The sequence below is a fragment of the Weissella minor genome (assembly GCF_001437425.1).
Lineage (GTDB): Bacteria > Bacillota > Bacilli > Lactobacillales > Lactobacillaceae > Weissella > Weissella minor.
In genome coordinates, this window is sequence record NZ_JQCD01000030.1 from 36,627 (window position 1) to 50,562 (window position 13,936).

The following is a 13,936-nucleotide window of genomic DNA, read 5'->3' on the forward strand; positions in this document are numbered from 1 at the left end:
CGTTACGGTATGTGCTTTTTTTGTTAGAAAATAACCAAATTTATGATATTCTAGTAAGTAATATATCGAATGTAATGAGGTGGAACAATGAGCTGGCAAGAAGTTACCGTTACAACCCAAAATGAAGCGGTTGAAGCAGTTAGCAATATATTAATTGAAGCAGGAGCAGAAGGTGTTCAAATTGATGATGCCGCTGATCGAGATAACTATCAATATGCTGATGAAACTGTCACTGTGGATTGGACGCAAATGCCAGGTGTGAAAACTGGAGCGAAAGTTTCAGGATATTTTCCGGAAAATGTGCATGTTGCAGAAATTTTAGATTCGATTCGTGTTCGAGTGCAGGCATTAGCATCATTTGGCTTGGCCGCTGAACCTGGAACGGTTGAACAAGTCGCTGTGCGAGACGAGGATTGGGCAACTGAATGGCAAAAATATTATCATCCGGTTCGAATTACGCGCTACTTAACCGTTGTTCCAAAATGGGAAACGTATCACCCAGACACACCTGAAGAACATGTGATTGTCTTGGATCCAGGGATGGCATTTGGGACAGGTACGCATCCGACGACAAAATTGATGTTAGAAGCTGAAGAATTTGTTTTACGGGGTGGGGAACATGTCTTAGATGTTGGAACTGGTTCTGGTGTCTTGAGTATTGCAGCGAAGTATTTAGGAGCGGCATCTGTGCTAGGAACGGATGTGGATGAAGTTGCCGTAAGGTCGGCAGAAGGTAATTTGGCCTTGAACCCGGTAGCTGCTGATGTTCGCGTACAAGTCAGTGATTTGCTAAATGATGTTAAGGAAGCAGATTTTGATGTTGTGATTGCCAATATGCTAGCTGAGGTATTGTTACCATTGATTCCACAGTTGCCAGCAGTCATTAAACCAGGAACGCAAATTTTGATGTCTGGTATTTATCAAGATAAATTAGCGGCAATCCAATCAGCGCTAACAGACCAAGCGCTGTTTGTTGATCAAGTGATGCAACTAGGTGAATGGTATGGTGTTATTGCACATAAGCCGCTTGAAGGAGAAGTGTGATGCAACGATACTTTTTAGATAATCGGCCCCAAAGTGATCGCTTTGAGTTACCTGACGATGTCGCCCATCATTTTGTGACGGTTTTGCGAGCTAAAGAAGATGATATGGCGGAATTTGTGTTGCCTGACCGCAAAACGATTATGGTAGCCAAGGTTGTTAACGTAACTGATAAAAATGCTATTATGCAAGTGCTGGAGTCTTATCAACCACAGGTAGAATTACCAGTTGAGACCACGTTAATTATTGGGCTAAGCAAAGGTGATAAACCCGACTTAGTTGTCCAAAAAGCAACTGAGTTAGGTGTGAGTCATTTGATATTTGTTGAAACGGCTTGGTCCGTAGCGCATTGGGGGAATAAGAGTGATAAGAAACTTGCACGTTTGCAAAAAATTGCCAAAGGTGCAAGTGAACAAAGTCACCGACTAAAGATTCCAATGCTAAGCTATGCAGAGAGTTTAGATGCACTATCACTGCCAGAAGCTGCCATAAAAGTTGTGGCATGGGAGGAAAGTGCGAAGCAAGGTGAGAAATCGGCTTTGGCACATGTCTTTTCAGAATTAACACCAGGTGATCATTTTGTGGGGTTGATTGGACCTGAAGGTGGCCTGAAAGCAACTGAATTGACACATTTGGAGCAACTCGGGTTCACGCCAGTGGGGCTTGGGCCCAGAATCTTAAGAGCGGAAACTGCGCCGCTTTATTTGTTAAGTGCCTTGAGTTTTGCGTTAGAATTAAATGAATTAGTGTAGGAGGATGTTTCACATGCGAAATATTATAATGCTTAAAGATTGGACATTTTGGTTAGTTTTGGCAATTTTCGCCTTTGGTATACCGTTCGTTATTGACTTTTTTAATTTTTCTGACTTATTAAAAATTATTGGTTTTTATTTTATTGTTAATAGTTTGTTTAGCATCGGCCTAAGCTTGTATGTGCGACGCCGAGGTGCTTTTATCGGGATTGTTATCATCTGGCCAATCATGTTTGCGATTGGCGTTGCTTTTGGATTAGTCCCTGCGCTTTATGGATATGCACTAGCTGGTATGTATCTTGTGATTGAGTTGTTAGCATTTTATACTGGGCAACAAAATGATAAAGATCTAGAAAATCAGATTCCGATTGAGAATGGTTTTCAGAGTATTTAAATAGAAGGATGAGTGATTTAGCGTAAACGCTAAGTCGCTCTTTTTTTTTGCTTTAATGATGATGGTGGGGAATCGGGGTAAATAAATAAAAAATGGTATTAAAAAGTTTTTTAACTTAAAAAGCTTATGTATCAACGCTTTTAATTCCAATACCCACCTTTTTGATGTGAAAACGTGGTGGGGGATGGTGGAGAATGGTGGCGGATTGTGGTAAATTATACATATTAGATTATAAGAACAGTGGTTAACTGTGTAGTTTTTAGCCGGAAGGAGGAATTTGAACGATGTTCATGGGGACTTACCAACATTCAATTGATACAAAAAATCGTTTAATTATTCCGGCTAAATTCCGTAATCAACTCGGTGACTCTTTTGTTGTGACGCGATGGATGGAACACTCTGTTCGTGCCTACACGCAAAGTGGCTGGGAAGAATTTTCAAAGAAAATAAAAGCTTTACCTGAAACAAATGCAAAAGCACGACAATTTAAGCGTTTTGTCCTTGGTGGCGCGCAAGAGGTTGAATTTGATAAGCAAGGCCGAATTACATTAACAAAAGCCTTATGTGAATATGCTGAATTACAAAAGGAAACAACTATCTTTGGATTGGGTGATGATTCATTTGAAATCTGGAGTAGCGAAAACTGGCAAGCTTATGAAGATAATGTTGCGGATAATTTTGACGACATTGCGGACGGCTTAGAAGACTTAGGCATCTAATGGATGACCATGGTAAATGGATAAATTAAGGAGTAATCGTATGACCGAATTTGAACACACTACAGTATTGCTCCATGAAGCGATTGATGGCTTAGAGATTGACCCAACTGGTACGTATGTAGACGCGACTTTAGGTGGTGGCGGACATTCTAAATTATTGGCAAGTCATCTATCAACAGGAAAATTGTACAGTTTTGATCAAGATGTGACGGCAATTAATTATAATGAAGACCATTTAAAATCAGAAATTGAAGCTGGAAAAATTCAACTTGTCCAAGACAATTTTAGAAATTTACAAACGGCATTAGCTGAAGTTGGTGTCGATGAAATTGATGGGATTGTGTATGACTTAGGGGTTTCATCCCCCCAATTCGATGATGGCAAACGTGGTTTTTCATATAATTATGATGCGCCGCTTGATATGCGTATGAACCAGTCACAAGCGTTGAACGCACGTATCATTGTTAATGAATGGTCATTTCAAGATTTGATGCGTATTTTTTCACGTTATGGTGAAGAAAAGTTTGCTAAGCAAATTGCACGTGCAATTGAGCGTCAACGCGAGATTGCGCCAATTGAAACGACTTTTGAATTAGTTGAGGTTATCAAATCAGCAATTCCAGCACCCGCACGTCGTAAGGGTGGTCATCCCGCTAAGAAAACTTTTCAAGCGATTAGAATTGCCGTCAATGATGAACTGGGTGCCGTTGAAGATTCTTTGCAACAAGCTTTGGATATGCTAAGTATTAATGGTCGAATTGCTGTGATTACTTTTCAATCTCTTGAAGATCGACTTGTAAAAACGATGTTTAAAGAGAAAACAGCCTTACCACAGATTCCGTCAGGTTTACCCATTATTCCAAAAGAAATGGAACCTGACTTCAAGTTAATTAATCGTAAGCCAATCTTGCCTGGCGAATCGGAAATGGCTGATAATCATCGCGCCCATTCTGCAAAGTTAAGGATTATTGAGCGACTTAAGTAAAAATTGAGAAAGGATATTTATTATGAATAATGCATCTTACAACGAACAAACAGTTGTACCAAAGCAGCCGGCGTTAGAGCCTCAAATTGCACCTGAAAAAAAGGTGCAGCGTCGCCGCTTTGGTCATACCAAATGGAATTTGGGTGACCGCTTGATGTTGGGACTTACGATTGGCGTAGCTTTAGTTGGTATGTTTGCAATCATTAGTATGAGTAACCAAGGTACGAAAGCTGACCGTCAATTGAACGAAGTGACAGCTGAATTGGCTACGGTTAGAAATGATAATAATGATTTAAAGCAAGAGATTGGTGCAGCAACAACCAAAGATGAATTAGCTGCAATCGCTAAAAAAGAAGACCTATCAATGAATAATGATAATGTTAGGAATGTAAAGTAAAATGGCCTCAAAGAAACGGAAGCCGATATGGCAAAAATTAGATCGAAATAGTCGCTTGGCTGGTTTAGTTTTGATTTTGTCAATGCTGATGGTATTAATAATATTAGGGGCCCGTTTTTCAAAAATTGCAGTGACTAAAGAAGTTAAAGGTCATCAGTTAGATAAAGCGACGCAACAAATTTATCAAAGCCAAAGTATTGATGAAGCGAAGCGTGGGCAGATTTTTGATGCAAATGGTACGCCTTTAGCCGAGAATACAACTGCTTATACCGTTGTCGCAATTTTAGACGATCAGCAAGTTGATGCTGATGGTAAAAAAATGTATGTGGAAAAATCACAAGATGATCAAGTTAGTCAAAAGTTAGCTAAGGCATTAGGCGGGAAGCCAAAGACTTACAAAAAAGCTTTGGCAGACGGCCGTAAAGCCGGTAGCAAACAAGTTCAATTTGGCTCAGCTGGATTACATTTAAATGTGATTGATTATAAGCAATTAAAAGAACAGAATATTCCAGGAATCACCTTTATAGATAGTCCTGCTCGTTTTTATCCAAATGGTGCAATGGCTGCTAATTTGATTGGATTTACAAATCATAAAGAGAACGAAAAAACAGGTTTGGATGAAATTACCGGAATTAGTGGTATTGAAGCTGGTTGGAATAAAGAATTGACCGGAAAAGACGGGATTAAGACAACTGCTGTTGATGAAACAAATACGAATCGAGCTAAGGCTGATCCAGCACAAAATGGTTATGATGTCTATACAACGATTGATTCGAAGTTGCAGACAACATTAGAATCACGCATGGATAAATTAAATGACAGGATGAAGCCTGAGTCGGCTTTAGCCGTTGTGATGGATCCTAAAACTGGGGAGATTGTGGCAACAACACAACGCCCTAATTTTAATGCCTCGACTGGAAAAGGTGTTGGTAATTATTGGCAAAATGAATTGACGAGTGCCTTTGAACCGGGTTCTGTTATGAAGGGTGTGTCATTAGCGGCCGGGATTGATACGGATAACTGGAATTCAAATGACACCTATCAATCGGGAACATTGACAATTGATGGCAAGAAAATTACTGATTGGAATCAAGGTAATGGTTGGGGTCGGATTACCTATAATCAAGGAATTGCACTATCTTCAAACGTTGCCATGGCTTTAACTGAACGTAAAATTGGTTCAAAAACATGGGAAAAATATATTCATGATTTTGGTTTTCTTAAGTCAACCAAATCTGGTTTGCCAGAAGAAAATGATGGCATGATGCAATTTAGGTATCCATTTGAGCGGGCTAATACTGCCTTTGGTCAAGCCATTTCAACAACGCCGTTGCAAATGCTGCAGGCTTATACAGCGATTGCGGGCGATGGGACAATGATTAAACCAAATGTTGTTAGTAAAGTGATTGACCCTAATACCAAAAAGGTTGTTTATGAAGCTAAACCTGAGAAGGTTGGGAAGCCAATTTCTAAAAAAACAGCTGAAGCGACACGAAAGCAGCTAGAAGCGGTTGTTTATGATGAAAAAGGGCTTGGAAAAGATTATGCTTTACCAAATGTTCGGACAACTGGTAAATCTGGAACTGCCCAAATTTCGACTTCAGAAGGATACTCAACATCTTTTAATTTCTCACAAGAAATTCATTCTTGGATGGGGATGGTACCGGCAAAAAATCCGCGCTACATAATGTACATTGTTGTTAAGAAACCTACAAAGGCGACAGGGGAAATAACAACAGAAATGTCGAAAGTCTTCAAACCTGTGATGCAACAGGCTTTGAGTATGGCTGAGGGTGAAAACAAGTCAGTAAGTAGTGAGGCGCAGATTACCAAAGTACCAAATGTTGTGAATAAAGAGCCAAAAGATGCAGCCGATCAGGTTAAAAAAGCAGCATTAGAACCTGTGATTATGGGTGACGGTGATAAAATCACAGCACAAACACCTGGAAAAGATATTGAAATTTTGAATAGTCAACGTGTCTTTTTGAATACAGGTAAAAATCTTGAAGTACCAGACATGCATGGTTGGTCAAAAAACGATGTGATGAAATGGGCTGAATTAGCTAAAATTAAAATAAATAGTAATGGTGATGGGTTTGTGGCTGAGCAATCTGTTAAAGGTGGCACGCTGTTACAAACAGGCGTGCACGAAGTGACGGTTACTTATAAACAGCCTAAAGTGAAGTAGTAGAGGAGTATGGACAATGTTTAATTTGGTAGTGGGAATGCTTGTTGGGTTAGTAGCAGCCCTAATTGTTATTCCACGATTGACAGCTTGGTTTAGAGCCAAAAAAGTAGAACAACTTGTGATGCGAAGTGGTGAACATGATCCAAATCACGCAGCTAAAGCCGGAACGCCAACGATGGGTGGGGCTGGTTTTATTGCAATTGTTATTCTTGGGTATGTGATATTGGCACCATTTTTAAATGGGATAAATGTTACAGCGATTGTCGTTTTATTAGCTATTCTATTGTATGCAATAGTTGGTGGTTTTGATGACAGCATTAAAATCTTCAATAATCGAGACGAAGGTTTCCGCTTTTTGCCTAAATTGAGTATTGAAATTTTCGCAGCAATTCTAGGTGTGATTATTTTACGTATGAGTGATTTTAACTTTAGTCTGGCCTTACCATTTGGATTGCCAGCAATTCACAGTACGGTATTATATGCAGTTTTCGTGATTGTTTGGTTAGTCGGTTGGTCAAATGCAGTTAACTTGACGGATGGACTTGACGGTTTAGCAACTGGATCAGCGATTATTGCCTACTCAGCCTATCTATTTATTGCGCTACAACAAAATAACATGGGGGTTGTCCTTGTTAATGCGTTGATGGTTGGTGCTTTACTAGGATTTTTGGTCTTTAATCATTATCCAGCATCAATTTTCATGGGTGATACAGGTTCATTGGCACTGGGTGCAGGATTAGCCATGAATGCAATTGTTTTGCATAAAGAGTGGTCATTGCTATTAATTGGAATTGTCTTTGTGATTGATACACTATCAGTCATGATTCAAGTGAGTTCATACCGTTTAACTGGGAAGCGAATTTTCTTAATTACACCAATTCATCATAGTGTTGAAAAAGGTGGATTGACTGGAAACGTTGACCACCCATGGAATGAATGGCAGGTTGATGCACTCTTTTGGGGCATCACATTAGTTGGAACATTACTTTACTTTATGTTCTTTTAGTTTTTAGCTTAGTAAGGGATGAGCTCCTTACATACATAATTTTTTAGAGTTTTAAGCACATAGTTGGTAAATTTATCTTGGAAATGTAGGAAAGGAAGCAAACATGCGAACGTTGGTAATTGGTTTTGCCCGATCAGGTGCAGCAGCTACAAAACTTTTGTTAGATGAGGGGAGTGAGGTGATTGTTTCTGATCCCAAACTTGATTTTTCTGACGAGACCATAGAAAATTTTGAACAACAAGGCGTTGTGTTTACACAACAACAAGATGAAACTTTGCTTGATGGTGTCGATCGAATTGTTAAGAATCCTGGCATTCCTTATCAAATTCCCATCTTACAAGCAGCAATTAAAAAGCAAATTCCAATTGTCGTGGAAGTAGCGCTTGCTCAAAAATATATTTCGGGTGATTGGATTGCAGTGACGGGTTCAAATGGTAAAACGACGGCAACTGAAATGATTGCCGCTGTCTTACGGACGCAATGTACACCAGCACATGATGTGCGGGTTGCTGGTAACATTGGTACACCAGTGAGCGAAATTGCGCAAAGTGTTCGACCAACAGATACTTTGTTAACAGAATTATCATCCTTTCAATTAATGGGTGTGCCTGAATTAAAACCTAAAATTAGCGTTGTGACAAATATCTATGCGTCACATTTGGATTATCATGGATCTCGTGAAAATTACATTGCCGCTAAAATGAACATTACACGTAACCAAAACGCTTCTGATTATTTGGTTATGAATTTTGACCGAGCTGAGTGGCGAGCATTAAGTGAGCAGAGTCATGCGCAAATTGTGCCATTTTCGCGTGAAGCCTACACTGAAACGGGGGCTTATCAAAAGGATGGTTGGCTTTATTTCCAAGATGAGGCAATTATGCCGGCAAGTGATTTAGGCGTCGCTGGTGACCACAATATTGAGAATGCATTGATTGCGATTGCTGTTGGGCATATCCAAGGTGTTCCAACCGCTGACATGCAACAAGCTTTGCACGAATTTACAGGAGTTAAGCATCGTTTACAAAAAGTTGGCACCTATTTAGATCGACTTGTTTATAATGATTCAAAAGCTACTGATATTGAGGCAACGGAGAGCGCTTTAAGTGGGTTTACGCAGCCAACTATTTTGTTGGCCGGTGGGTTGGATCGTGGTGATGATGAAATGCGACTATTAAATGCCGTCAAGCCACATGTGAAGCAGATGATTGTTTTTGGAGAAACAGCTGAAAAGTTAGTAGCATTAGCGCAGGCGGCTGAAATTCCCGTTGAAAAAACAGAAAATGTGACAACTGCGGTACCACTTGCCTTTGAAAAAAGTGCACCAGGTGACTTGATTCTATTATCACCTGCGGCAGCTTCATGGGATCAATATCCTAATTTTGAAACACGTGGAGACTTATATATACAAGCTGTACAAGATTACGCAGCAACTCGGAGAAATGAGGTAAACTAATGAGAATTGTTGTATCTGGTGGTGGAACGGGTGGACATATTTACCCAGCGTTAGCGACAGTTAATCGCCTGAAAGAATTAGAGCCTGATACCCAAGTCCTTTATATTGGTGGGGAACGTGGTTTAGAAAAAGATATTGTGCCTAAGGCTGGTTTAGATTTTAAAGCCATTGAAATTCAAGGCTTTGATCGTTCAATTTCGTTGAATAACTTTAAAACAGTCTATTTGTTCTTAACAGGTACAAGTAAGGCCCGTAAAATGTTAAAAGAATTTAAACCTGATATTGTCGTCGGAACGGGTGGTTATGTCTCAGGACCTGTTTTATATGCAGCGCAATTATTGCATATTCCAACGGTCATTCATGAGCAGAACTCAGTTGTTGGGGTAACGAATAAATTCTTAGCACGTAAAGCAGATAAAGTCGGGGTTGCCTTTCCAGATGCTGTTAGTGCCTTTAAGGCTGGACAAGCTGAAATTGTTGGGAATCCGCGTGCACAAGAGGTTGTCCAAGGAAAAGGCGATTTTGATTGGAGCAGTTTAGGTCTAGATGGGCAAAAGCCAACTGTTTTGATTTTTGGTGGATCCCAAGGTGCATTGAAGTTGAATACAGCCATGGTTGATGCCATTGAGAAATTAAATATGGTTGATTACCAAGTTATCTTTGCAACTGGACAAAAACGTTTTGACGAAGTTCAAAGCGCACTTAAAGAAAAAAATATAACGCCAGCACAAAATGTTGCCGTTGTGCCTTATATTAGTAATATGCCACAACTGATGCCTAAGGTGGACTTAGTCGTTGGACGTGCAGGGGCAACCAGTATTGCTGAACAAACGGCGTTGGGTAAACCAATGGTTTTGATTCCAAGCCCTTATGTGACAAATGACCATCAAACTAAAAATGCACAAAGCTTAGTTGATGCCAACGCTGCTGATATGGTGACGGAAAAAGAACTGACTGGTGCCAGCTTATTTACGGCGATTGATCAGATTATGAGTGATGATAATTTGCGTCGCTCAATGGCTGATAATTCAAAAGCATTAGGGGTTCCAGATGCAGCTGATGAATTTATTAAATTGATTGAACGTGTCTTAGGATAAGTTCATTTGACTGAAAGGAGGGATACATATAAATGGCAACTGATGATGAAAAAAATCAATCAACGACAGATATCCAACAACATTTGAATCAACTGATTGACGCAGAAACAGCAACCACAGATCGTGTCCCTGTAAGTAAGGAGAAAGAACAACCTGAAAAGCAAGCGCAACCTGTTGGGATGCGTATACGAAACTTAATACAACGGTCAATTGCCCGTTGGCAAAGTGAAGAAGAGCATGATTCATCGCAAGCAGGTGATGATGTCCTTGATGACTCGTCACAAGAGAGTGATGATCCACTCCAAGTCGTTGATGAGGTTCTTGATGAACAATTACCAGAAATTGATGATGACGAGACGCTTGATGAAGCAAATTGGATTGAACCAAGGTCCCCATTAACGGCGCAACAAAAACAGGGCGTGTTTGTGATTATTGCCTTAACAATCGTTGCAGTTTTCGTGGGCTGGCTCTGCTCACCTTGGGCCCAAGTTCAAAATTACGAAATAAAAGGGAATGATGATTTAACTAAAGCGCAGGTATTATCAGCTGCAGGACTTAACAAGTATCAATCAACTTTTCTAACTGTTGAAGAACGTAATCATTTTGATAAGACAGCTCAGAAAAACAACGCCCAAATTTCAGGGCTTACGTTAAAGCTTAAAAATCCGATGACTGTGATTGTGACAGTCAAAGAAAATCCTAAGGTTGGTTATATCAAAACCAAAGAAGGTTATCAGGCCCTCTTACAAGATGGTCAGGTTGTCAACGAAAGTTTTGACCAACGGCCAAGCGATAGTTACGCCGTCTATAATAATTTTCCAAAAGATCGTAAGACTCTGAATGCAACTGCCAAACGAATTGGTAAATTAAATGGTCCGATTCGTCGTTCAATTTCCGATGTCGTCTGGTCACCAACCGATATGAATGATGATCGTTTACTGCTTTCAATGAATGATGGGAATCAAGTGGTGATTAGTGCCAGTGATATTGATAATAAAATGCAATATTATCCATCAATTGCGACACAATTTAAAAATTCACAAGATTCAAAAGATGATAAGAAGACGATAATTGACCTTCAAGTCGGGGCATATGGTTATCAGCAAGCATTTTAAGCTAGAATTTATGAAAAAATTAAATAATTTACTGTGAAAAGTAGAAGAATACCGCTAAAGTATGGTATTCTTTTAAGGAAAATGTTATTTAAATGACTTTAAAATCAGTCAAAGGAGGAAGAAATATGGCCAATCATGGACTAATCGTTGGTTTGGATATCGGAACCAATACTATTAAAGCATTGGCCGCAGATGTTCGAAACCAACAATCAAATATTGTTGGAGTGGGACGTTCCGTATCACATGGTGTTAAAAAAGGCGTCGTTGTGGATATTGATGCAGCTGCAAATGATATTCGACAAACTTTAGCACAAGTGAATGAACAAGCTGGACAGACAGTGACGGATGTGATTGTGTCATTGCCAGCTGAAGGCATTCAAATTACGCATGTAAATGGACAAATTACAGTTGAAGATTCACAACATATTTCTTATCGTGATGTGAACGCTGTTGTGCAAGAAGCCTTGAAAGGACAAACAAGTGTAGACCGGGAAGTTGTTGATTTAATTCCGGTTGATTTTGTGGTTGATGACTTTGATGGTATTCAAGATCCAAATGATATGGTTGGGATGCGGCTAGCCATGTCTGGAATCGCTTATACGGCACCCAAAAATGTTTTGGGTAATCTAAAAATGGCGATTGAAAAAGCGGGTCTTAACTTACGTGATTGCGTGTTGACACCTTTGGCTACTAGTAAGACGGTCTTATCTGAAGCTGAACAAGAGTTTGGTAGCATTTTATTAGATATGGGAGCCGGACAAAGTACGGCAACAGTCGTCAAAGATAATCAGCTTAAGTTTATTTCATCATTCCCAGCCGGTGGAGATAATATTTCACGGGACATTAGTACTGTTTTGTCAATCGGTGGTTATGACGCAGAAATGCTTAAACTTGATTCAGGAATTGCTTTGACTGATTTGGCTAATAATGATGATAAGTTGATGATTCAAAAAGTTGGAAAAACAGCACCTGAAGAAATTTCTGAAAACTATTTAGCACAAATTATTGAGGCTCGTGTTGATCAAATTTTAGATAAACTTGGTGAAAAGCTGTCAATGGTGAGTGCACTTGAGATGCCAGGTGGTATTACGGTTGTCGGTGGGACTTCAGCAATGGAAGGTATCCCAAATGCGGTGACGAATAAATTAGGTCTGGCGACGAAACGTTTTGCGCCAGATGACATTGGTTTACATCATCCAGGGTTTGCGAATGCGTGGGCGATTGTACAATATGCAGCGCAACAACTACCCATTCAATTGATAACAAAACAAGCATTATATGGATTGCCATTACAGCAAAGTAAGGGTATGCCAGTAGTGCAATCTGTCGAACGCGTCGCACAGCGAAGTGAAAAAGCAATGCCTATGCCAGCTGCAAAGTCAACACCAGTTGAACCGGTGGTAGAAGTCGATGAAGATGAAAATGACATCGATGACACAGAGGAATCAAACAAGAACCGTCAGGCAAACGCAAAGAAATCTCCAATTGGTGATTTCTTCCGTGAATTCTTTGACTAGATAATCAATAACAAGGAGCTCAAAATGGATTTCCAAATGGATACAAATCAAGAATATGGTGCAACAATTAAAGTAATCGGTGTTGGTGGCGGTGGTGGAAATGCCGTTAACCGCATGGTAAACGAAGGCGTTGAAGGCGTTGATTTTATTGTTGCCAACACTGACGCACAAGCGTTGGAGCGTTCAGCAGCTGAAGTGAAGATTCAAATCGGATCAAAAGCAACGCGTGGACTTGGGGCTGGTGCTCGCCCTGAAGTTGGTGAAGCTGCCGCTAAGGAAAGTGAACAAGAAATTTCTGAAGCACTTGCAGGGGCTGATATGGTCTTTGTTACTGCCGGAATGGGTGGTGGAACTGGAACTGGTGCTGCACCCGTTGTTGCAAAAATTGCGCGCGATTCAGGCGCTTTGACAATTGGTGTGGTTACACGACCTTTCTCTTTTGAAGGACCTCGTCGTGGTAAGTCAGCAGCTGAAGGACTTGCTAATTTGAAGGAAAACGTTGACACATTAATCGTTATTTCAAATAACAACTTGCTACAAATTGTTGATAAGAAGGCCCCAATTATGGACGCCTTTAAGATGGTTGATGATGTGTTATTGCAAGGTGTCTCAGGTATTTCAGATTTGATTACCAAGCCTGGAATTATTAACTTGGACTTTGCTGACGTTAAGACAGCCATGGTTGGCCAAGGAACTGCTTTGATGGGAATTGGTGCTGCGTCTGGTGAAAACCGTGCGGCTGAAGCAACCCGCAAGGCAATTGCTTCACCATTGTTGGAAGCAAAGATTGAAGGCGCATCAAATGTGTTGCTTTCAATCAAAGGTGGTGCAGATATGTCATTGTTTGAAGCTCAAGAAGCTTCAGAAACAATTGCGCAAGCTGCTGGCACTGATGTGGACATTATCTTCGGTACAACAATTGATGAAGATATGGATGGTGAGCTTTTGGTAACAGCGATTGCAACTGGTATTGATAAGGCACCAACACCTCGTCCAGAAATCAATTTGGGTGCAAATGCAGCAAGCCCTTTTGATAATGCAAATGCGGCTCAGCCACAACAACAACAAGCACCTGCACAACCAGCTGATCCATTTGCAAACTGGAATATGGCAAATGCCAGTCAAACGACACAACCAACACCAGGGGCACAAGTACCGCCTTCACAAGAAACAACAGCACCACAAGCCAGTCAACAACCAACTGCGAGTGAGGAAGAAATTGATCGTCCAGCATTCTTTAGTTGGAATAAACGTGACGAAAAGTAGGTG

Annotated in this window: 13 protein-coding genes; all 13 read left to right on the plus strand. The window is 40.3% G+C overall.

All coding sequences use genetic code 11. The annotated features are described in order from the left end of the window. Nucleotides 1-87 precede the first annotated feature (87 nt). The 13 genes from prmA to ftsZ all read left to right on the plus strand — a co-directional run bounded on the left by prmA (nt 88) and on the right by ftsZ (nt 13,933). The gene (gene prmA, locus IV67_RS06925) at nt 88-1,044 is read left to right on the plus strand and encodes a 50S ribosomal protein L11 methyltransferase (protein WP_057788427.1); all 957 of its coding nucleotides are present in this window, start codon (nt 88-90) and stop codon (nt 1,042-1,044) included. Then, entirely contained in the window at nt 1,044-1,793 is a 750-nt protein-coding gene (locus tag IV67_RS06930; RefSeq protein WP_057788429.1) for an RsmE family RNA methyltransferase, read from the plus strand. Before prmA ends, IV67_RS06930 begins: the two co-directional genes overlap by 1 nt. Before the next feature lie 13 nt (nt 1,794-1,806). After that, nucleotides 1,807-2,187: a hypothetical protein gene (locus IV67_RS06935; RefSeq protein ID WP_057788431.1), complete on the plus strand. Its 381-nt coding sequence runs from the start codon at nt 1,807-1,809 to the stop codon at nt 2,185-2,187. 284 nt (nt 2,188-2,471) lie between these two features. Beyond that, a complete protein-coding gene (mraZ, locus tag IV67_RS06940; protein WP_057788433.1) occupies nt 2,472-2,906 on the plus strand; it encodes a division/cell wall cluster transcriptional repressor MraZ in 435 nt (144 codons plus the stop codon). Between the two features lie 40 nt (nt 2,907-2,946). Then, nucleotides 2,947-3,891, plus strand: a complete 945-nt coding sequence (rsmH, locus tag IV67_RS06945; RefSeq protein WP_057788435.1) for a 16S rRNA (cytosine(1402)-N(4))-methyltransferase RsmH — start codon at nt 2,947-2,949, stop codon at nt 3,889-3,891. Between the two features lie 22 nt (nt 3,892-3,913). Next, nucleotides 3,914-4,288 carry a septum formation initiator family protein gene (locus IV67_RS06950; protein WP_057788437.1) on the plus strand — a complete coding sequence of 125 codons (375 nt, stop codon included), beginning with the start codon at nt 3,914-3,916 and terminating at the stop codon, nt 4,286-4,288. 1 nt (nt 4,289) lies between these two features. Then, the gene (locus IV67_RS06955; RefSeq protein WP_057788439.1) at nt 4,290-6,476 is read left to right on the plus strand and encodes a penicillin-binding transpeptidase domain-containing protein; all 2,187 of its coding nucleotides are present in this window, start codon (nt 4,290-4,292) and stop codon (nt 6,474-6,476) included. A gap of 16 nt (nt 6,477-6,492) precedes the next feature. Next, nucleotides 6,493-7,482: a phospho-N-acetylmuramoyl-pentapeptide-transferase gene (mraY, locus tag IV67_RS06960; protein ID WP_057788441.1), complete on the plus strand. Its 990-nt coding sequence runs from the start codon at nt 6,493-6,495 to the stop codon at nt 7,480-7,482. 103 nt (nt 7,483-7,585) lie between these two features. Next, entirely contained in the window at nt 7,586-8,938 is a 1,353-nt protein-coding gene (murD, locus tag IV67_RS06965) for a UDP-N-acetylmuramoyl-L-alanine--D-glutamate ligase (RefSeq protein WP_057788443.1), read from the plus strand. Further along, the gene (gene murG / locus IV67_RS06970) at nt 8,938-10,035 is read left to right on the plus strand and encodes an undecaprenyldiphospho-muramoylpentapeptide beta-N-acetylglucosaminyltransferase (protein WP_057788445.1); all 1,098 of its coding nucleotides are present in this window, start codon (nt 8,938-8,940) and stop codon (nt 10,033-10,035) included. Before murD ends, murG begins: the two co-directional genes overlap by 1 nt. Nucleotides 10,036-10,067: 32 nt before the next feature. Beyond that, nucleotides 10,068-11,150, plus strand: a complete 1,083-nt coding sequence (locus IV67_RS06975; RefSeq protein ID WP_057788447.1) for a cell division protein FtsQ/DivIB — start codon at nt 10,068-10,070, stop codon at nt 11,148-11,150. Between the two features lie 125 nt (nt 11,151-11,275). Continuing rightward, nucleotides 11,276-12,667 carry a cell division protein FtsA gene (gene ftsA / locus IV67_RS06980; protein WP_057788449.1) on the plus strand — a complete coding sequence of 464 codons (1,392 nt, stop codon included), beginning with the start codon at nt 11,276-11,278 and terminating at the stop codon, nt 12,665-12,667. 24 nt (nt 12,668-12,691) lie between these two features. Next, nucleotides 12,692-13,933, plus strand: a complete 1,242-nt coding sequence (gene ftsZ, locus IV67_RS06985) for a cell division protein FtsZ (RefSeq protein ID WP_057788451.1) — start codon at nt 12,692-12,694, stop codon at nt 13,931-13,933. Nucleotides 13,934-13,936: the final 3 nt, after the last annotated feature.